This window comes from Actinoplanes derwentensis, assembly GCF_900104725.1.
In the GTDB taxonomy this organism is placed as follows: Bacteria; Actinomycetota; Actinomycetes; order Mycobacteriales; family Micromonosporaceae; genus Actinoplanes; species Actinoplanes derwentensis.
The window spans coordinates 4,738,677-4,757,204 of the sequence record NZ_LT629758.1 but is presented as its reverse complement, the minus strand read 5'-3'; the positions used below and the strand labels follow the sequence as shown (position 1 = coordinate 4,757,204).

Genomic DNA, 18,528 nt, shown 5'->3' with positions numbered 1-18,528 from the left:
GTGGACGTCGTGGTGGTCGGCTTCGGCGCGGCCGGGGCCTGCGCGGCGATCGAGGCCGCCGCTTCCGGAGCATCGGTGCTGGTCGTCGACCGTTTCGGAGGCGGCGGCGCCACGGCGATCTCGGGCGGCGTCGTCTATGCGGGCGGTGGGACGCGCCAGCAGCGGTCGGCGGCGATCACCGACACCCCGATCGCCATGTACGAATACCTGCACCGGGAAGTACAAGGCGCCGTCTCGGACCGCACCCTGCGCCGGTTCTGCGACGAATCCCCGGCGATGCTCGCCTGGCTGGAAGAACAGGGCGTGCCGTTCGACGCGAGCCTCTGCCCCGACAAGACGTCCTACCCGTCCAACCGGCACTACCTCTACCAGTCCGGCAACGAACACCTGCACCCCGGCCCGGCCCCGCGCGGACATCGTGTCTTCGCCCGAGGCACCTCCGGCGGCACCTTGCACGCGCGTCTGGCCGCCTCAGTCCGTGCCGCCTCTACCCCGGCCGCTGGGGCCCAAGTGCTGTTGCGGACCAGGGCGGTGTCGCTTGTCGTCGATGCGAGCGGCCGGGTCGGTGGGGTCCGCTGCCGCACCCTGCGGGCTGCGCCGTTCTGGGCCCGGTTCGCCTTTGACCGGCTGCATCGCTGGTCGGTGAAACCGGGGGTCTACGTGCCCCGGCTCGGGCGGGCGCTGCACCGGATGGTCGGCTGGATCGAGAACCGTTACGGCCGGGACCTGGTGATTCCCGCGGATGCTGTGGTGCTGGCCGCGGGTGGGTTCGTCTTCGATCGGGAGATGATGCGGGAGCACGCGCCCCGCTATCGTGGCCTGCGGCTGGGCACGCCCGGTGACGACGGCTCCGGCATCCGGCTGGGGACGGCGGCCGGTGCGGGTGTGCGTCATCTGGACCGGGTCACCCTGTGGCGGTTCCTGACTCCGCCGTCCGCGCTGCTCGGCGGCCTGCTGGTCGATCGGGACGGGCGCCGGATCTGCGACGAGTCGCTGTACGGTGCCGCGATCGGCGAAAGGATCCTGGACCGTCCCGGTGGCCGGGCCTGGCTGCTGGTCGACGCCGCGGTGCTGGCCGAGGCCCGTCGCCGACTGCGCGCCCAGACCCTGTGGTTCCAGCGTCTCCAGGTCCGGTGGTTACTGGCCCACCGGATCTCGGCACCGACCGTCGCCGAAGCAGCCCGCCGAGCCGGCATCGACCCGGCCGGCTTGGCCGAGACAGTCGCCGCTCATACCCGGCCGGAGGCGGCGACCGATTCGGCCGCCTTCTTAGCGGGGTCGGAGGCGGCAATCGATTCGGCTGTCTCCTCTGCGGGGCCGGATGCGGCGACCGATTCGGCCGCTTCCTCTGTGGGGCCGGATGGGACCTCCACTCCTGCTTCCTCTGCCGGGGCGAACGGCGTGCCCGGGCGGGGATTGAAAGTGCTCGGCCGGGCGCCGTTCTCGCTGCTTGACGTGTCGTTGCGGGCGTTGCCCGCGCCGATGCTCACCCTTGGCGGGCTGACCGTGGACGAGGACACCGGCGGGGTGCTGCGGCCGGACGGCACCGTGATCGAAGGGCTCTATGCGGCCGGGCGGACAGCGGTCGGTGTCTGTTCCGGTTCCTATGTCAGTGGGCTGTCCCTCGCCGACTGCGTCTTCTCCGGGCGCCGGGCCGGACGTCATGCGGCCACCCCGGCCCCGGCGCACGTCGCGGGGCCGGACGGCGCGATCCGGGATCGAGAAGGGGAGGGCTGTGCTTAACGCTACTGAACTGGGGGAACTCGCCGGGCGGCTGTGGGCGGCGGAGCGGGAACGGGTGCCGATCGGGCCGCTGGTCAGGGACTATCCGGGGCTTTCCGTGGCGGACGCCTACGCGATTCAGCTGCACAACATCCGGCGGCGCAGCGCGGGAGTCGTCGGGCACAAGGTCGGGCTCTCGTCCAAAGCCATGCAGGAGATGATGGGGGTCGGCGAACCCGACTACGGGCATCTGCTCGCTGACATGCGGCTCTTCGAGGACCTGGTCGTCGACGCCTCCCGTTACTGCTTTCCGCGGGTGGAGATCGAGGTGGCGTTCCTGCTCGGGGACGATCTGCCCGGTGAAGGGTGCACCGAGGACGATGTGCTCGCCGCTACCGAGGCCCTTGCGCCCTCGATCGAGTTGATCGACAGCCGGATCATCGACTGGAAGATCAGCCTGCCGGACACCATCGCCGACAACGCGTCGTCGGCCGGATTCGTCGTGGGGCCGGGGCGCGTACCGCCGAAGGATATTGATCCTCGCGGCATCGCCGCGGTCCTGCGCCGGGGCGGTGAAGTCGTTGCCGCCGGGCGGTCGGATGCCGTGCTCGGGAATCCGGTGACCGCGGTCGCCTGGCTGGCCCGGAAGGTCGCCCGGTTCGGGGTCCGGCTGCGGGCCGGGCATCTGATCATGCCGGGGGCGTGCGCACGAGCCGTCGACGTGCATCCGGGTGACGAGTTCCGCGCGGAGTTCAGTGGGCTGGGCGAGGTGCGTCTGACCTTCGCCGCACCGGCGGACAGCGTTCACCGTGGCCCTCGGGCAAAGCAGGTCGAGCAGGTGAAACAGGTCGAGCAGGCGAAACAGGCGGAGCGGTCCGAGCAAACGGAGCGGTCCGGCCATGCCGAGCAGGCCGGGCGGGCGGATCGGTCCGAGCGGGTGGGGAACGAGGGGGAAGGAGACGGCTGATGTTGAGTGCGGCGATTGTCGGGTCCGGGAACATCGGGACGGATCTGATGTACAAGCTGCTTCGGTCGCCGGTGATCGAGCCGCGGTGGATGGCCGGGATCGATCCGGACAGTCCGGGACTGGAGCGGGCCGCTGCGCACGGGCTCGCGGTCGGCAGTTCGGGAGTGGACTGGTTGCTCGGGCAGGAGGTGCTGCCGGACATCGTCTTCGAAGCGACCTCGGCGGCGGTGCACCGGGCGAACGCGCCCCGCTACGCTGCGGCGGGCATCCGGGCTGTGGATCTGACACCGGCGGCGGTCGGGCCGGCGGTGGTGCCCGATGTCAACCTCGGGGCGCACCGTGACGCCGGCAACCTGAACCTGATCACTTGTGGCGGGCAGGCCACCATTCCGATGGTGCACGCCGTCTCGCGAGTGACGCCGGTCAGTTATGCCGAGATCGTGGCGACCGTGGCGTCCCGGTCGGCGGGGCCGGGGACCAGGGCGAACATCGACGAGTTCACCCGGACCACGAGTCGCGGGCTGGAGACGATCGGGGGAGCGGCCCGCGGGAAGGCGATCATCGTGCTCAATCCGGCCGAACCTCCGCTGGTCATGCGGGACACGATCTTCTGCGCGGTGTCGCCGGACGCGGATCAGGGCGTGATCGTCAAATCGATCGAGGACCGTATATCCGAGATTTCGGTATACGTGCCAGGCTATCGACTGCTCGACGAGCCGCAATTCGACATGGTCGGAGACCTGTTGCGGGTGGGGATCTTCATTGAAGTCGAAGGCGCTGGCGACTATCTGCCGAAATATGCGGGGAACTTGGACATCATGACCGCCGCCGCTACCAGAGTGGGTGAGGAACTTGCTCGATCTTCGGATCACTGACTCGTCGCTACGGGACGGCTCGCACGCGAAACGTCACCAGTTCACCGTCGACGAGGTCACCGCGATCGTCCGGGCACTCGACGACGCCGGAGTCCCGGTGATCGAGGTTACCCACGGCGACGGGCTCGGCGGGTCGTCGTTCACCTACGGATTCAGCCGTACGCCCGAACAAGAGCTGATCAAAGCAGCGGTCGCCACTGCCGTCCGGGCCCGGATCGCCTTCCTGATGCTGCCCGGCGTGGGAGTGCTCGACGACATCCGGGAGGCCGCCGCCAACGGCGCGAGTGTCTGCCGGATCGCCACCCACTGCACCGAGGCGGACATCTCGGTCCAGCACTTCGGCATCGCCCGCGACCTGGGGCTGGAGACCGTCGGGTTCCTGATGATGGCCCACTCGACGCCACCGGAACGGCTCGCCGGGCAGGCCCGGATCATGGCCGACGCCGGATGCCAGTGCGTCTACGTGGTCGATTCGGCCGGGGCGCTCGTTCTCGATCAGGTCAGTGATCGGGTCGCCGCCCTGGTGGCGAATTTGGGCGCCGACGCGCAGGTGGGATTCCACGGGCACGAGAACCTGGGTCTGGGCGTGGCCAATTCGATCCTCGCCTACCGGGCCGGTGCGAAGCAGATCGACGGCAGCACCCGCCGGTTCGGTGCCGGGGCCGGGAACACGCCGGTCGAAGCGTTTGTCGGGGTCTGCGACAAGCTGGGCATTCGCACCGGTGTCGACTTCTTCGCGATCGTGGACGCGGCCGAGGACGTGGTCCGCCCGGCCATGGCCGACGAGTGCAAACTGGACCGGATGTCGCTGATCATGGGTTACGCGGGGGTCTACTCCAGCTTCCTGACGCATGCCTACACGCTGGCCGAGCGGTATGGCGTCTCCGGCGCGGAGATCCTGGTGAAAGCGGGCGAGCGTCGTCTGGTCGGCGGCCAGGAGGATCAGTTGATCACGATCGCGCGCGAACTCGCCTGAACCGGGAGGGGCCGCTCCGGCCCGGCGGCCGCGCCGTCGGCCGGGCGGGCGATACCACCTCGCGGGGACGAGGCGGGGCTGCTGTGGAACGTACGAGAAAATCAGTGGTAAGTAACCTTGACGTGATCGCTCACCGCAACCGCCTGGCAGGCCAGGATGTAACCGTCGGCGAAGTCCTCCTCCTCGAGGATCTCGTTGTGGACCAGCGTCACCTCGCCGCTGACCAGGCGCACCGCACATGCCCCGCACTGGCCCTGGCGGCACGACCAGGGCGGGTTGAGTCCCGCGTCGACGATGACGTCGAGTAACCGGCGGCCAGCCGCCCAGGGCAGCATGTGTGACCGTCCGTCGATCTCCACCTCGGCGACCGCCGCCCGCCCGCCGGCCGGTTCCAGTGCGAAGCGTTCGACCCGGATCCGTTCCGCGGGAACGCCGGCGAGTTGCAGGGCCTTCTCGGCGACCGCGACGAAAGGTTCCGGGCCACAGACAAAGGCTTCCCGGCTTCGGTACGGGCTGAGCAGCTCCTTCAGGGCGTCCGCGGTCGGCACGCCCTGTTCGCGGTCCAGCCAGTGGATCACCGGCAGCAGTCCGGCCAGCTCGTCCCGGAAGATGATCGAGTCGGTGTCCCGGTTGGCGTAGAACAGCACCGGCACGCACCGCATCGACTTGATGATCCCCATGATCGGGGTGATGCCCGAACCTCCGGCCAGCAGCAACAGCTCGTCGTCGAACGATCGTGGGGTGAACGTGCCGGCCGGCCCGGCCATGTCGAGTGTGTCGCCGGCTCGCACCCGGTCGCAGATCCAGTTCGAGACCTGCCCGCCGGCCACCCGTTTCACCGTGATCCGCGGCGCCTCGCCGGTGCCGGGGGCGCTGGCCAGCGAGTAGCAGCGCGCGCCGGCCGGGGTGCGGACCGTCAGATACTGGCCGGGCAGGTAGTCGAGATCGGCGTCAAGGACCAGCGAGCACGCGTCCGTGGTCTCGGTGATCACCGCGGCGACGCGGACCGGGCGGAAGACGGGCATCAGCGCACCTCCAGACGGCCCTCACGAATGGCTCGGTCGAGGCTCGCGCGCAGTGCCGGGCAGGTCGGGACGAGTGCCGTCGGCCGTCCCCCGGCGAGTGCGGAGAGCTGTTCACAGGCCGGTCCGGCCCACTGCACGCTGGTCTGCGCCGCGCTGCGTCGCCCGGCCCGCACCGGCTGCCCGCACGTCTCGCAGGCGATCGCCGTGAGCCCACCGGTGAGGTACTCCTGCCGTTCGGTCATGAAGTCGCGGCCCGAGCCTGGTTGGCGGCGACCTCGGCTTCCCACGTCTCGACCGCGCGCGTGGTGTCCACCTCGAACTCGTAGCGGGCCACCATGTCGTCGGTGACGTCGTCGACGTCGACATAGAACTGCTCGTACCACCGGCGCAGCTGATAGACCGGCCCGTCCTCGGCGCAGAGCAGCGGATTGTCGATCCGGGTCTTGTTCTTCCAGATCTCCACGTCCTGCAGGAAACCGACGCCGATGCCCTTGGTGAACTTCCCGGCCGCTTTCGCCGCCTGCTCCCGGGTCAGGCCGGGGAGGCGTTTCATGATCACACCCCATTGGAGTACGAACGAGTCGGGCGCCACCGGGTAATGGCAGTTGATCAGCACCGACTCGATCTCGATGCCGTTCCAGTCGTTGTGCAGGTAGTCGATCATGTAGGACGGCCCGTAGTACGCCGCCTCGGACCGCAACGTCGCGTCGCCCGACTGTTTCGCCGCGATCGGCACGTCCGGGCGGGGCCGGGTCTGCAGGAACTGTGCCGCCACATGGCCCTCGATCACGTTCTTGAAGAACGTCGGGAACGCGAAGTGGATGTAGAAGAAGTGGGCCATGTCCACCACGTTGTCGATGATCTCGCGACAGTTCGCGCCGTCGATCCGCACCGAATCCCAGGTCCAGTCGCTCCACTCGTCGGAGAACGCGCCCTCGATGCGGGGGATCGCCACCTCCGGCGGTGGCGGCCGGCCCTGTGGGTCGTGCCAGACGAACAGCTGCCTGTTCTGCTCACAGGTCGTCCAGGAGCGGGTTCGGGCGCGGGCCGGGATGCGATGTGCGTACGGCACCTCGGCGCACCGGCCGTCGCCGCGCCAGCGCCAGTCGTGGAACGGGCAGGCGATCGTGTCGCCTTTGATCGTGCCCTGGGTGAGGTCGCCGCCCATGTGCCGGCAGTAGCCGTCGAGGACGTGCAACTCGCCGTGCGAATCCGCGAAGACCACCAGTCTCGTGCCGAACGCGTCGATCGCGTGCGGCTGCCCGTCCCGGAACCCCTCGGCCAGGCCCAGGCAGTGCCACCCCCGGGCGAACCTCACGGGCGGCCGGCCGACGTCGATGGTGCGCGGTTGCTGGCTGATGCTCATGTGCCGCTCCTGGTTCCTAGGTAGAACGTGTTCTAGTATAGAGGTCGCTCGACACGCGGCCAACCAGCCTGGAGGGATCTCATGGAAGCAGTCCTCGCCGGAGTTCGAGAACTGTTACCTGTTCTGCGGGAACACGCACAGGAGACCGAGGATCGCCGTGCGCTGGACCCGGAAACCGTCAAAGCCCTCGCCGAGACCGGCTTCTTCCGCCTGCTGCAACCCACCCGATTCGGCGGTCACGAGGCACACCCGCTGACATTCCTCACCGGAGTCCGCGAGATCGCCTCCGCCTGCGGCTCCACCGGATGGGTCGCCTCCGTCATCGGCGTGCACGCCTGGCAGCTCGCGCTCTTCCCGGACCGTGCCCAGCAGGACGTCTGGGGTGATGACACCGGAACCAGGATGTCGTCGTCCTACGCCCCGACCGGAAAGATCGAGCGAGTCGACGGCGGCTATCGGGTCACCGGGCGCTGGAGCTTCTCGTCCGGCTGCGACCACGCCACCTGGGTGCTGCTCGGCGGCATCGTCCCGCCCGGCGACGACGGCACACCCGCCGACTTCAAGACCTTCCTGCTGCCGGCCGCCGACTACACGATCGAAGACGTCTGGCACACCGTCGGGCTGCGCGGGACCGGCAGCAACGACATCGTCGTCGACGGGGCCTTCGTCCCGGAGTACCGGTCGCTCAGCTTCAACGACACCGCCCGTTGCCTGTGCCCCGGGCAGGAGCAGAATCCCGGGCCGCTCTACCGGATCCCCTACGCCTCGATCTTCTCCTATGCGATCACCACCCCGATCATCGGCATGGCCACCGGGGCCTACCGGGCGCACGTCGAATACACCCGCGAACGCGTCCGGGCCTCCTACGTCGGGGTGAAAGCCGCCGAGGACCCGCACTCGCAGGTGCGGGTGGCCGAGGCGGCCGGTGACATCGACTCCGCATGGTTCGCCCTGCAGGCCGACATGCGCGACCTGATGGACCTCACCACCGCGGGCACCAGACTGCCGATGCCGTTGCGGCTGCGGGTCCGCCGCGATCAGGTCCGTGGCACCGCACTCGCGATCCGCGCCGTCGACCGGCTCTTCGAGAACTCCGGCGGGCGGGCGCTGCGCACCGGCACCCCGATCCAGCGGTTCTGGCGCGACGCGCACGCCGGCCGGGTCCACGCCATCAACGACCCGGAACGGGCACTGTCCATGTTCGGCCGCGGTGAATTCGGCATGCCGCTCAACGACGCTATGGTGTGACATGACGCTTGCCTTTCATCGTGCCGGCTCGGGATCTCCGGTGGTGCTGCTGCACGGTGGCGGTCCCGGTGCGTCGGCGCTGAGCAACTTCGGCCGAACGATTCCCGTGCTCGCCCCGCATTTCGACGTCCTCGCCGTGGACCAGCCCGGTTACGGCGGCTCGCTCGGCGACCCGATCACCGGGCAGTACTTCACCCACGCCGCCACCGAACTGGCCGCCCTGCTCGACAAACTCGGCCTCGAACAGGTCGACCTCGTCGGCAACTCGCTCGGCGGCGGCACGGCCGTGCGGTTCGCGCTGAACTACCCGTCCCGGGTCAGGCGACTGCTGCTGATGGGGCCCGGCGGGCTGTCGCTCAACGTCTACGCCGCCGACCCCACCGAAGGCGTCAAACGGCTCGTCGCCTTCGGTCGGGACCCCAGCCGGGCCCGGCTGGCGGCCTTCCTGCGCACCCTCGTCTTCGACCCGTCCCTGATCACCTCGGAAATGATCGACGAACGATTCCAGGCGGCCAGCGACCCCGCCGCGATGCGGGCGATGCGCGAGATGGGCGCCTCCTTCAGCAACCCCGCGACGTACGAGGAAGGGCTCCTCTGGCGGGACGCCCACCGGCTCCACCACGAGACCCTGCTCGTCTGGGGCCGCGAGGACCGGGTCAACCCCCTCGACGGCGCACTGGTCGCCTTGAAGGTCCTGCGCAACGCCCGCCTGCACGTCTTCGGCGGCTGCGGCCACTGGGCCCACCTGGAGAAGTTCGACGAGTTCAACCGCTTGGCCATGGATTTCCTCACCCCTTCCACTTGAGCTATCGCGGCCGCCGCACCGAACGGTTCATGATCCTGAGAGGGGACCGCCCGTGAGCAACCTCATCCGATCCCTCGGCTACCTGCGAGTCGAAGCCACCGACCTGCCCGCCTGGCGCGACTTCGGCGTCAAGGTGCTCGGTCTGACCGAAGGCCGCGGACCCGACCCGCAGGCCGTCTACCTGCGGATGGACGAACTGCCCGCCCGCATCGTGGTGACTCCCGGCGCGAAGGACCGGCTGGCCGCCTCCGGCTGGGAACTCGCCGACCCGACCGCCCTGGCAGAGCTGACCGGAGTGTTCGAGGAAGCCGGGATCGCCGTCAAACCGGCCGGCGCCGACGAACTCGCCGACCGCCGGGTCTCCCACCTGATCAGCGTCGACGACCCGGCCGGCAACCGCCTGGAATTCTTCTGCGGCGCCGCCCTCGACACCCGGCCCGCCCTCAGCACCACCGGAACCCGGTTCGTCACCGGCGACCAGGGCATGGGCCACATCGTGCTACCCGCCTCCGACGACGCCGCGGCCCTGCACTTCTACGGCGACATCCTCGGATTCCGGTTACGCGACACGATGCGCCTGATCCCCGAACACATCGGCCTGCCGCCCGGTAGCGAACCGCTGTGGATGCGGTTCCTCGGCTGCGGCCCCCGACACCACAGCGTGGCCCTGGCCCCGATCCCGGCACCCAGCGGCCTGATTCACCTGATGATCGAGACCGAGACCCTGGACGACGTTGGCCGGGCCATCGACCGTTGCGCCCGCCAGAAAGCCCCGATGATCTCCACGCTGGGCCGGCACGCCAACGACGACATGGTCTCCTTCTACGTACGAACCCCGAGCGGTTTCGACATCGAATACGGCTACGGCGGCCGGACCGTCGACGACGACACCTGGATCGCCCGCCACACCACCGCCCACAGCGTCTGGGGCCACCGCTTCTCCGGCGGCGGCCATTGATCCCCGGCTCTCAGCCCACCGTCCCCGGTGCCGGTGCGGGCCTGGACGCGGCCCGTTTTCGGCGGGTGTTCGGCCACTTCGCGACCGGTATCACCGTGATCACGACAGCTGACGCCGACGGTCCCGCCGGGTTCGCCTGCCAGGCCTTCGCCCCGCTCTCCCTGGACCCGCCGCTGGTCCTGTTCTGCCCCCGGAACGGCTCCGAGACCTGGCAGCGCATCCGCGACACCGGCGTCTTCTGCGTCAACATCCTCGCCGCCGACCAGCGCGAGACCTCCCGTCTGTTCGGCACCCGCGGCGCGAACCGTTTCGCCGCGGCCGGCTGGTTCCCGGCCCCGTCCGGTTCCCCGGTCCTGTCCGAGGCCCTGACCTGGGCCGACTGCCGGGTGGAGGCGATCCACCCGGGCGGCGACCACGCGATAGTGACCGGCCGGGTGACCACCTTGGGCCCATGCCGTGACACCACACCGCTGCTGTTCCACCGAAGCCGCTACACCACGACAACCCCGGTTTCCCCGTACGAACCCCCAGAGGTCGTCGACACGTTGCTGTCCTGGCCCCGCCACACCGACTGGATCTGACGGTCGTCCACCTTCGGGTGAATCACGGTCGGGAACAGGCCGCCGAATCGGAGTGGAATGCAGCCAGGACAGGTATCGGCCCTGCTCGGGGGTACCGCATGACGTCTATGCGGTTACCCGAGTGGGTAGGCTGCGGGAGGTGAGCCTGTCCGTGAAGGGAGTAGGGTCCGTGAGCGCTGAACCGGTAGGTGAGTGGCAGTGGCCGCCGACGGATAGGTACACCGCAGATGATCTTGATCGGATTCCCGGCCTTCCGGCCCACACCGAACTCATCGATGGGCTTCTTGCCGTCGTGAGTCCGCAGAAACATTTCCATATGAAGTGTTTGCGGGTTCTGGAGAACGCCCTTGATAGGTCCGCTCCGTGGGATCGGTTCCGGGTCAGCCGGGAAATGTCTATCGTGCTCGGGCCCCGGCAGCGTCCGGAGCCCGATCTGATCGTCGTCCATGCCGAGGCGGAAGTCGATTCACAGGCCACCTGGTACCCGGCCGAGGCCGTGGTGCTCGCGGTGGAAGTGGTGTCGCCGGAGTCCGAGATCCGCGACCGGGATCGTAAGCCTCAGCTCTATGCCGAAGCCGGCATCCCGCACTTCTGGCGCGTGGAGGATGCCGGGGACAAAGCGGTGCTGTACGCCTACGAGCTGGACCCGACGACGAGACGGTATTTCCCGGTCGGCATCTTCCACGATCGAGTGGCGTTGACGGTGCCGTTCGACGTCGAGATCGACCTCACCGAGGTTCACCGCCGCTGACCGGCGCGATGGCCGGTCAGCGGCAGTTCTCGAACTCGCTCCGGAACGAGGCCTTGCCGATGGATCCGCTCCAGCGGACGCAGGCCCCGGCGGAGTCCACGATCACCGGACCGACGGAGTACTGGGCGTTGTCCTTGTCGGTCTGTGTGTCGCCGTCCTGGACCTCGAGGGTGGCGGAGACCGAGGTCCGCACGTCCAGATTGTCGGACTTGATGGTAACCACGCACCTCGTGGTGCCGGCGTCGCCGAGCAGGTAGACCGTTCCGCGAACGAGACCGGAGTCGTCGATCAGGTCCTCGGAGTTGAGAAGCTGGAAGTCGTCGCCGCAGAGGCTCTGAGGGGTGTCCGGGTTCGTCGCCGGGACCTCCGGTTCGGGGGACTCCTCCTCTTCCGGTTCCTCCTCCTTGGCCGGTTTGGTGGTCTTCTGCGCCTTCGGGCTCTTCGACGCGCGAGCGGTGGGCGAGTTGTCGGCCGTGGCGCTCGCGGGGACGCCGCCGCTCTGGGCTTGCAGGTCCGGGTCGTCGGTGAGGTTGCTCAGCACGACGCCGATGCCGACCACCACGGCGAGCACCGCCACGCCGGCCAGGACGATCAGGCTCTTGTTCCGCTGGGGCGACTGGTCGCCGGTGAAGCCCCCGGACTGGTAGCCGCCCGAGTTGTAGCCACCCGAATTGCCACCGCCGGAGCCGCCGCCGGTGTTGAAGCCACCGGCGTTGTAGCCGCCCGACGTCGAATCCCCGTAGCCGCCGGGGAACGAACCCGTCCCGGAAGCCGCACCGACGGAGGCCGCGCCGGCGGCGAAACCACCCGGACGGCCCTGCGGACCGGGGGCGCCGGGACGCTGATTGGGGAACCGGCCCGATGCCTGGCCCTGGGCGGGATAGGACCCCGACGGGGCGGCCCGGCCGGGATAGGAGCCGGTGCCGGGCGCCTGACCGGGATAGGAGCCGGTGCCGGGACCCGGCTGGCCGGGGAAGGAACCCGACGGGGGCTGGCCGGGGAAGGAACCCGACGGGGCACCACGACCGGGGAAGCCGCCCGTGCCGGGGCCGCCGGGCGGGAATCCACCCGCGGGCATCGGGCGCGTTTGTCCTCCGTACCCGGGCGCGGGGGTCGCATGGGGTTGACTTGCCGCCTGCCGGGCCGCGGCTGCGAAGGCGGCGGCGGTCGGGAAACGGCGCTGCGGCTCACGGTCCAGGGCGCGCAGCACCACCGCCGCGACCCCGGCGGGCACGTCCGGCGGCAGGACCGGGGGCTTGCCGTGGACGAGTTGCGCGAGCACGGCGAGGGGGTTGTCGCCGACGTAGGGCGGCCGGCCGGTCAGGCAGCTGTACGCCACCGCGCCGAGCGCGTAGACGTCGGTGAGCGGCGTGACCTTGTGGCCTTCGGCCTGCTCCGGAGCCATGTAGTGGGCGCTGCCCAGGACCACGTTGGTGCCGGTGATGCCTTCGACCGCGGTCTCCCTGGCGACCCCGAAGTCGATCAGGACGATCGCGCCGTTCGCCCGGACCAGCAGGTTGCTCGGTTTGACGTCGCGGTGCACGATGCCGGCCTCGTGCGCGGTGTGCAGCGCGTCGCCGACCTGCGCCACGATCTGCATGGTGTCGACCGGGCTGATCCGGCCGGCCTGCTGGATGCGCTTGGTCAGCGGGGTGCCCTCGACGAACTCCATCACCATGAAGTCGAGGTGGCGGCCGTCGACTTCGGCGTTCTCGCCGTAGTCGTAGACCTGCACGATGCCGGGGTTGCGCAGCGCCGCCATCATCCGGGCCTCGGAGCGGAACCGGGTGATGAAGTCCCGGTCCGACATCAGGGCCGGCAGGATGACCTTGACGCCGATCTCCCGCTGGAGCATCAGGTCGTTGCCACGCCACACCTCGCCCATGCCGCCCGCAGCGATGCGCTGCGTGAGCTGATAGCGGCCATTGAGCACGACTCCCGGTGAAAGCACCGGATCATGCTAGTTGGCCGGGGGCCGTGGCCCGCCGGTCAGGTGTCCAGAAATTCCGGGGCCAATCGGGCGACGTGTTCGGCCGGTGAGCCGAAGAGCTCCGCCGACGCCCAGGCCCGGCGCAGGTAGCGGTGGGCGTCATGTTCCCAGGTGATGGCGATGCCGCCGTGCATCTGGGTCATCTCGGCGGCGACCGCCCGGAGTGTCTCCGAGCACCAGACCTTGCCGACTGTGGGGTCGGTGATTACGGAGCGAGCTGCCTGGACGCGCACGTACAGGTCGGCGAGTCGATGCTGCAGCACCTGGAACGAGCCGATCGGGCGCCCGAACTGGTGCCTGACCTTCACATACTCGACTGTCAGTTCGAGAGCGCGCTCGGCTGTACCGACCTGTTCGGCGGCCAGTGCAGAACACGCCAGATCCCGCAGTCCGGGGACGGTGTGAGATGCGTCTCGCCACACGATCGGGGCCTCGTCCAGGCGCACCATGGTGAGCGGCCGGCTCAGGTCGAGCGTGTTCTGCGGCTCCAGGACGGCACCGGTCACCTCGGCGATCTCACCGGCCGTCGCGATCAGCAGAGTGTCCGCGGCGGCGGTGTCGAGGACATCGCGGAACGTCCCGGTGATCCGGTCGCCGGTGACGACGGCGGAACCGTGCCATGCGAGCGCCACGATCCGATCACCGGCACACAGCGGAGGCAGCAGCCTGGCCCGGGTCTCCGGTCCGGCGCCTTGCAGGGCGTGACTCGCCAGCAGAGACCCCAGAGCGGGTACGGGACTGAGTACGCGCCCGCACTCCTCCAGCACGACCGACGCCTCGGCCAGGGTGGCCCCGGATCCGCCGTACTCCTCGGGAACCGTCAGCCCGCCGACGCCGATCTGTTCGCAGAGCCGCCCCCACAGCCCTGGATCGTCGCCGTGGCCCGCGAGCAGCCTCCGCACCGAGTCCCGCAACGCGGCCTGTTCCGCACTCATGGCAACTCCTGAAGGATCCGGTCCCGGTGCTGGTCGGCGGTGCCCCACGACCGGTGCAGCACCTGCACCAGGGTCAGCCAGCGGCTCAGCTCGAACTCGGCGGTGAACCCGATCGCACCGTGCACCTGCAGCGCCGCCCGGGCCGCGAGTACGGCCGCCTCCCCGCAGGCCACCTTGGCCGCCGAGACGTCCTCCGGGCACACGGTGACCGCCGCCGCGTGCAGCAGCGGCCGGGCGAACGTCAGCGCCACCGACACGTCCGCGAGCCGATGCTGCACCGCCTGGAAAGCGCCGACCGGCCGGCCGAACTGGCTGCGGGTCGTCGCGTACGCGATGGACATCTCCAGCAGCGCCCGCCCGGCCCCGAGTAGTTGCGCCGAGCAGGCGAGCACCCCGAGTTCCAGGGCGTGCCGCACCGGGCGGCCGGTGGCCAGGATGTCACCGGGCCGGACCTCGGCCAGCCGTCGTGCCGGATGCGGGGACGCGTGCACCGCCCCGGGCCGCCCGGACCGGATCCCGTCGCCGGTGACGAACAGGACCAGGTCGGCGGTGTCCCCGTCGACGGCCAGCGGCAGCCAGGGCGGCGCGGCCAGCGTCACGATGATCCGTCCGGCGGCGAGTTCCGGCAGCCACCGGTCGCCGGCCAGCAGGGGCGCTGCCGCGATCGATTCGGCGACCGGCCCGGGTACGGCGTGATGTCCCAGTTCCTCCGCGGCGACCACGAGATCGTCCGGTCCGCCGGGCTCGGGACCGGTCAGCAGGCCGGTCACGCCGATCTCACCGAACGCCGCCCACAACCGCCGCCCCGGTTGGGTGTCACCGTCCGCCCAGGCCGCCGAGATCCCGGCCACGTCCGCGTCGGAGAGCAGGTCGTGCAAGGCGTCCGCGAACCCGCGCTGCTCCGCCGACGGCACGAGTCTCATCGCGGCAGCCCCAGCTCCCGCTGCGCGAGAATGTTCCGCTGGATCTCGTTGGTCCCGGCATAGATCGGCCCGGCCAGCGCGAACAGATAACCGGCGGACCAGTCGGCTTCGATTTCGGCGAGCGGCCCGAGCAGGTCCAGGGCGGTCTCGTGCAGCGCGACGTCGAGTTCGGACCAGAACAGTTTGGTGGCGCTCGGCGCGACCGGCTCGTCCAGCGACGCGTAAGCCTGCATCCGGTAGGCCCGGGCCCGGATCCAGGAGTCCGCCACCCGCCGGGTGCGACCGAGTTCGATCAGCCGGGCAGCCGACGCGGTGAATCGTCCCGGACCACGCAGCGACAATCCCCGCTCATGTCCGGCGGTGCTCATCGCGACCCGCCAGCCGTCCCCGGGCGCCCCGATCACGTCGGCGTCCGGAACGAACACGTCATCGAGGAAGATCTCCGCGAAACCGGCGGCGCCGTCGAGTTGCCGAATGGGCCGGACAATCACTCCGGGTTCGCGCAGCGGGAACATCAGATAGGTGAGCCCGCGGTGCCGTTCCCCGGCGCCGGAACGGAACAGCCCGAAAGCCCGGTCTGCGACGACCGCCCGCGAACTCCACGTCTTCTGCCCGGACAGCAGCCACCCGCCGTCGACCTTGCGGGCCGTCGAGCGAACGGCCGCCAGATCACTTCCGGCCGACGGTTCCGACCAGGCCTGCGCCCACACCTGATCGCCGCGGGCCATCGGCGGCAGAACGCGCGCGCACTGTTGCGGGGTCCCGTGCGCGAGCAACGTCGGCGCGAGCAGGAACAGACCGTTCTGCCCGATGCGTACGGGTGCGCCGGCCGCGTGATACTCCTCGTCGAAAAGCAGCGCGTGCAGGGCCGGCGCGGCTCGTCCGCCGTATTCGAGGGGCCAGGAGATCGCCGCCAGACCGGCCTCCGCGAGCCGGCGCTCCCAATCCCGGTGGGCCGCGTCACCGGCGAACGTCTCCACCGGTGGCAGGGCAGTGGCCGGGACATTGGCCGCCAGCCATCTGCGCGTATCGTCCCGGAAAGCGACGGCCGCCGGATCCAGATCCAGGTTCACCGGGCGGCCCTCTTCATCGACTTCGCGTCCAGCCCGGCGAGCGGATCGGCGGTGACCTCGGCGTTGTGTGAGTGCGCGACGTGATGCAGCCCGAACACCGAGTCCATTCCGGCGCGCATTCCCATCTGGTCCTCGCACACGTTCACCGCCCGTTTCGCGAGCGCCAGCCCGAACGGCGGCATCTCCGCGATCCGCGCCGCGAGAGCGAGAGCGGTGGCCTCCAGGTCCGCGCGGGGCACGACCCGATTGACCATGCCTATCTCGTACGCCCGGGAGGCGGCGAATCGGTCGCCGGTGAAAAGCACCTCCCGCGCGAATCGCGGACCCAGCATCCAGGGGTGCGCGAAATACTCCACGCCGGGAATGCCCATCCGCAGCACCGGATCGGCGAAGAACGCGTCCTCGGCCGCCACGATCAGATCGCACACCCAGGCCAGCATCAGCCCACCGGCCACACACGCGCCCTGCACCATGGCGATCGACGGTTTCGGTGACTCCCGCCACCGCCGGCACATGCCCAGATAGACCTCGATCTCCCGGGCGTACCGCCGATCCGCCCCTTCTTTTCCGGTGTGATCCCACCAGGTGACCGCCCGCCGCGGAAAGGACGTGTCGGCGTCCCGTTCCGGAGTGCCGATGTCGTGCCCGGCGGAGAAATGCTCCCCGGCTCCGGCCAGCACGATCACCTTCACCGCGTCGTCGTCGACGGCCCGGGTGAACGCGTCGTCGAGTGCATAGGTCATCGCCGAGTTCTGCGCGTTGCGGTAACGCGGGCGGTTCATCGTGACGAGCGCGACCGGGCCCCGGCGCTCGTAGAGCACCACATCGGTCACCGGCTCTCCTCCCTCAGCAGATATTTGAGGACCTTCCCGCTCGCGTTGTGCGGCAGTTCGCCGGTCACGACCACCGACCGGGGCACCTTGTATCCGGCGAGCCGTTCCCGGCAGAAACCGATCACTGCCGCGGTGTCCAGATCCGTCCCGGGCCGGGGGACCACGAACGCCCGGCCGACCTCGCCGAGCCGTTCGTCCGGCACACCCACCACCGCCACCTCGGCGACGGCCGGCAGTGCGGCGAGCGCCCGTTCGACCTCGGCCGGGTAGACGTTGAAGCCGCCGCAGATGTACATGTCCTTGAGCCGGTCGGTGATCCGCAGATTGCCGTCGGAGTCGAGTTCGCCGACGTCACCGGTGTGCAGCCAGCCGTCGGCGTCGATCGCCTCGGCGGTGGCCTCCGGGTCGTCCAGGTAACCGAGCATCAGGTTCGGCCCGCGCAGCAGCACCTCACCGTCCTTCTCCCCGATCCGCACGTCGAATCCGGCGGCGGCCCGCCCGCAGGTGGTCGCCACGGTCCGGGTGTCGTCGCCCGGCCGGCACATGGTGGCCACTACTGCTTCGGTCAGCCCGTACGCGGTGAGCACGGTCGCGAACCCCAGCTCGTTGCGGATCCGGTCGACGAGCACCGGCGGCACCGTCGCCGCACCGGTGACCGCCAGCCGCAACGAACCCAGCCGCCGTGTGGTCCGGGCCGGATGATCCAGCAGCCCGATGTAGAGCGTCGGCGGGCCCGGCAGCACCGAGATCAGCTCATGCTCGATCAGGTCGAGGCTGCGCGGCACGTCGAACACCGCCTGCGGCACGATCGTCACGCCGCTGACCAGGCACGCCAGCAGGCCGGCTTTGAGTCCGAAGCTGTGGAAGAACGGGTTCACCACCAGGTAGCGGTCGCGGACACTCAGGCCGCCGATCTCGGCCCAGGCCCGGGCCACGCCCAGGGACTGCCGGTGTGCGCTCATCGCGCCCTTGCTGCGGCCGGTGGTGCCGGAGGTGTAGAGGATGTCACTGAGGTCGTCCGGTCGTACCGCCGGCAATGGGTCTGTTGATCTCAGGTTGAGAAACGAGTCCCACTTGGGCAGCGTCAGCACGAACGGTGGTGTCCCGGTCAGCGACGCCAACCGGTCGGTGCCCAGGAACGGGCCGGTCACGATCAGCCCCCGGGCGCCGCTGCGGCGCAGGATCTCGTCCGCCTCCGGGCCGGTGAACCGCATGTTGATCGGCACCAGAACCGCTCCCGCGCTCCAGACGCCGAGCGCGGCGAGCACCCATTTCGCGCTGTTCGGTGCCCACAGCGCGACCCGGTCGCCGGGCTGAATGCCGTTCGCGATCAGGGCGCCGGCCACCGTGCGGACCTCGTCGTGCAGCTGGGTGAAGTCGTAGCGGCGCACACCCGGGTCGACAAGTGCGGGTTCCCTGCCGAATTCGCGCGCAGCGTGCGCCACGGCCGCCGGGATGGTCTCCATCAAGTCCTCCCCCTATGGAAGGGCTTACCAAGCA

General features: G+C 69.8%; 18 protein-coding genes. 9 read left to right on the top strand and 9 right to left on the bottom strand.

Annotated elements, in window-relative coordinates; translation table 11 throughout:
- From BLU81_RS21140 to dmpG, 4 genes are read left to right on the top strand one after another with little or no spacing between them, the layout of a single operon-like run.
- Positions 1–1,743 (top strand): FAD-binding protein, encoded by a 1,743-nt coding sequence (locus BLU81_RS21140; RefSeq protein WP_092546258.1) that lies wholly within the window; start codon positions 1–3, stop codon positions 1,741–1,743.
- A complete protein-coding gene (locus BLU81_RS21135) occupies positions 1,736–2,689 on the top strand; it encodes a 2-keto-4-pentenoate hydratase (RefSeq protein WP_231954679.1) in 954 nt (317 codons plus the stop codon). Before BLU81_RS21140 ends, BLU81_RS21135 begins: the two co-directional genes overlap by 8 nt.
- A 47-nt stretch (positions 2,690–2,736) precedes the next feature.
- A complete protein-coding gene (locus tag BLU81_RS21130; protein ID WP_444978670.1) occupies positions 2,737–3,564 on the top strand; it encodes an acetaldehyde dehydrogenase (acetylating) in 828 nt (275 codons plus the stop codon).
- Positions 3,542–4,540 carry a 4-hydroxy-2-oxovalerate aldolase gene (gene dmpG, locus BLU81_RS21125; protein WP_197686321.1) on the top strand — a complete coding sequence of 333 codons (999 nt, stop codon included), beginning with the start codon at positions 3,542–3,544 and terminating at the stop codon, positions 4,538–4,540. The genes BLU81_RS21130 and dmpG overlap by 23 nt, the downstream gene beginning before the upstream one ends.
- Before the next feature lie 101 nt (positions 4,541–4,641).
- Here the strand turns inward: dmpG and BLU81_RS21120 are convergent, their stop codons facing one another.
- Genes BLU81_RS21120 through BLU81_RS21110 form a run of 3 tightly spaced genes read right to left on the bottom strand, consistent with a single transcriptional unit; the run spans position 4,642 to position 6,931 of the window.
- Positions 4,642–5,565 carry a ferredoxin--NADP reductase gene (locus tag BLU81_RS21120; RefSeq protein WP_092546254.1) on the bottom strand — a complete coding sequence of 308 codons (924 nt, stop codon included), beginning with the start codon at positions 5,563–5,565 and terminating at the stop codon, positions 4,642–4,644.
- A complete protein-coding gene (locus BLU81_RS21115) occupies positions 5,565–5,807 on the bottom strand; it encodes a hypothetical protein (RefSeq protein WP_092546253.1) in 243 nt (80 codons plus the stop codon). The genes BLU81_RS21120 and BLU81_RS21115 overlap by 1 nt, the downstream gene beginning before the upstream one ends.
- Positions 5,804–6,931, bottom strand: a complete 1,128-nt coding sequence (locus tag BLU81_RS21110) for a Rieske 2Fe-2S domain-containing protein (protein ID WP_092546252.1) — start codon at positions 6,929–6,931, stop codon at positions 5,804–5,806. Before BLU81_RS21110 ends, BLU81_RS21115 begins: the two co-directional genes overlap by 4 nt.
- Positions 6,932–7,012: 81 nt before the next feature.
- Between BLU81_RS21110 and hsaA the strand changes: the two genes are divergently transcribed.
- The 5 genes from hsaA (at position 7,013) to BLU81_RS21085 (ending at position 11,274) form a co-directional block, all read left to right on the top strand.
- Positions 7,013–8,179 carry a 3-hydroxy-9,10-secoandrosta-1,3,5(10)-triene-9,17-dione monooxygenase oxygenase subunit gene (gene hsaA / locus BLU81_RS21105; RefSeq protein WP_092546251.1) on the top strand — a complete coding sequence of 389 codons (1,167 nt, stop codon included), beginning with the start codon at positions 7,013–7,015 and terminating at the stop codon, positions 8,177–8,179.
- 1 nt (position 8,180) lies between these two features.
- Positions 8,181–8,984 (top strand): 4,5:9,10-diseco-3-hydroxy-5,9,17-trioxoandrosta-1(10),2-diene-4-oate hydrolase, encoded by an 804-nt coding sequence (hsaD, locus tag BLU81_RS21100; RefSeq protein WP_172890589.1) that lies wholly within the window; start codon positions 8,181–8,183, stop codon positions 8,982–8,984.
- Between the two features lie 52 nt (positions 8,985–9,036).
- A complete protein-coding gene (gene hsaC, locus BLU81_RS21095; protein ID WP_092546249.1) occupies positions 9,037–9,942 on the top strand; it encodes an iron-dependent extradiol dioxygenase HsaC in 906 nt (301 codons plus the stop codon).
- On the top strand, positions 9,942–10,523 hold the full coding sequence (hsaB, locus tag BLU81_RS21090; RefSeq protein ID WP_407923903.1) for a 3-hydroxy-9,10-secoandrosta-1,3,5(10)-triene-9,17-dione monooxygenase reductase subunit: 582 nt from the start codon (positions 9,942–9,944) through the stop codon (positions 10,521–10,523). The genes hsaC and hsaB overlap by 1 nt, the downstream gene beginning before the upstream one ends.
- A 169-nt stretch (positions 10,524–10,692) precedes the next feature.
- Positions 10,693–11,274, top strand: coding sequence for a Uma2 family endonuclease (locus BLU81_RS21085; protein ID WP_092557404.1), 582 nt, complete (start codon positions 10,693–10,695; stop codon positions 11,272–11,274).
- 16 nt (positions 11,275–11,290) lie between these two features.
- On the opposite strand, the gene BLU81_RS49915 is transcribed toward BLU81_RS21085, so the two are convergent.
- The 6 genes from BLU81_RS49915 to BLU81_RS21055 are packed head-to-tail and all read right to left on the bottom strand — an operon-like array spanning position 11,291 to position 18,494.
- Positions 11,291–13,225 carry a serine/threonine-protein kinase gene (locus BLU81_RS49915; protein WP_197686319.1) on the bottom strand — a complete coding sequence of 645 codons (1,935 nt, stop codon included), beginning with the start codon at positions 13,223–13,225 and terminating at the stop codon, positions 11,291–11,293.
- A 38-nt stretch (positions 13,226–13,263) separates the two neighbouring features.
- Positions 13,264–14,199: an acyl-CoA dehydrogenase family protein gene (locus BLU81_RS21075; RefSeq protein ID WP_092546247.1), complete on the bottom strand. Its 936-nt coding sequence runs from the start codon at positions 14,197–14,199 to the stop codon at positions 13,264–13,266.
- Positions 14,196–15,122: an acyl-CoA dehydrogenase family protein gene (locus tag BLU81_RS21070; RefSeq protein WP_092546246.1), complete on the bottom strand. Its 927-nt coding sequence runs from the start codon at positions 15,120–15,122 to the stop codon at positions 14,196–14,198. Before BLU81_RS21070 ends, BLU81_RS21075 begins: the two co-directional genes overlap by 4 nt.
- Positions 15,119–16,195, bottom strand: a complete 1,077-nt coding sequence (locus BLU81_RS21065) for an acyl-CoA dehydrogenase family protein (protein ID WP_092546245.1) — start codon at positions 16,193–16,195, stop codon at positions 15,119–15,121. Before BLU81_RS21065 ends, BLU81_RS21070 begins: the two co-directional genes overlap by 4 nt.
- Positions 16,192–17,028 carry an enoyl-CoA hydratase gene (locus BLU81_RS21060; protein WP_092546244.1) on the bottom strand — a complete coding sequence of 279 codons (837 nt, stop codon included), beginning with the start codon at positions 17,026–17,028 and terminating at the stop codon, positions 16,192–16,194. Before BLU81_RS21060 ends, BLU81_RS21065 begins: the two co-directional genes overlap by 4 nt.
- The gene (locus BLU81_RS21055) at positions 17,025–18,494 is read right to left on the bottom strand and encodes a FadD3 family acyl-CoA ligase (protein ID WP_172890588.1); all 1,470 of its coding nucleotides are present in this window, start codon (positions 18,492–18,494) and stop codon (positions 17,025–17,027) included. The genes BLU81_RS21060 and BLU81_RS21055 overlap by 4 nt, the downstream gene beginning before the upstream one ends.
- Positions 18,495–18,528: the final 34 nt, after the last annotated feature.

Coding starts and splice junctions, on each gene's coding strand:
- BLU81_RS21130 (WP_444978670.1), top strand. CDS start 2,737: ATGTACAAGCTGCTTCGGTCGCCGGTGATCGAGCCGCGGTGGATGGCC.
- BLU81_RS21120 (WP_092546254.1), bottom strand. CDS start 5,565: ATGCCCGTCTTCCGCCCGGTCCGCGTCGCCGCGGTGATCACCGAGACC.
- BLU81_RS21115 (WP_092546253.1), bottom strand. CDS start 5,807: ATGACCGAACGGCAGGAGTACCTCACCGGTGGGCTCACGGCGATCGCC.
- BLU81_RS21110 (WP_092546252.1), bottom strand. CDS start 6,931: ATGAGCATCAGCCAGCAACCGCGCACCATCGACGTCGGCCGGCCGCCC.
- hsaA (WP_092546251.1), top strand. CDS start 7,013: ATGGAAGCAGTCCTCGCCGGAGTTCGAGAACTGTTACCTGTTCTGCGG.
- hsaD (WP_172890589.1), top strand. CDS start 8,181: ATGACGCTTGCCTTTCATCGTGCCGGCTCGGGATCTCCGGTGGTGCTG.
- BLU81_RS21075 (WP_092546247.1), bottom strand. CDS start 14,199: ATGAGTGCGGAACAGGCCGCGTTGCGGGACTCGGTGCGGAGGCTGCTC.
- BLU81_RS21070 (WP_092546246.1), bottom strand. CDS start 15,122: ATGAGACTCGTGCCGTCGGCGGAGCAGCGCGGGTTCGCGGACGCCTTG.
- BLU81_RS21055 (WP_172890588.1), bottom strand. CDS start 18,494: ATGGAGACCATCCCGGCGGCCGTGGCGCACGCTGCGCGCGAATTCGGC.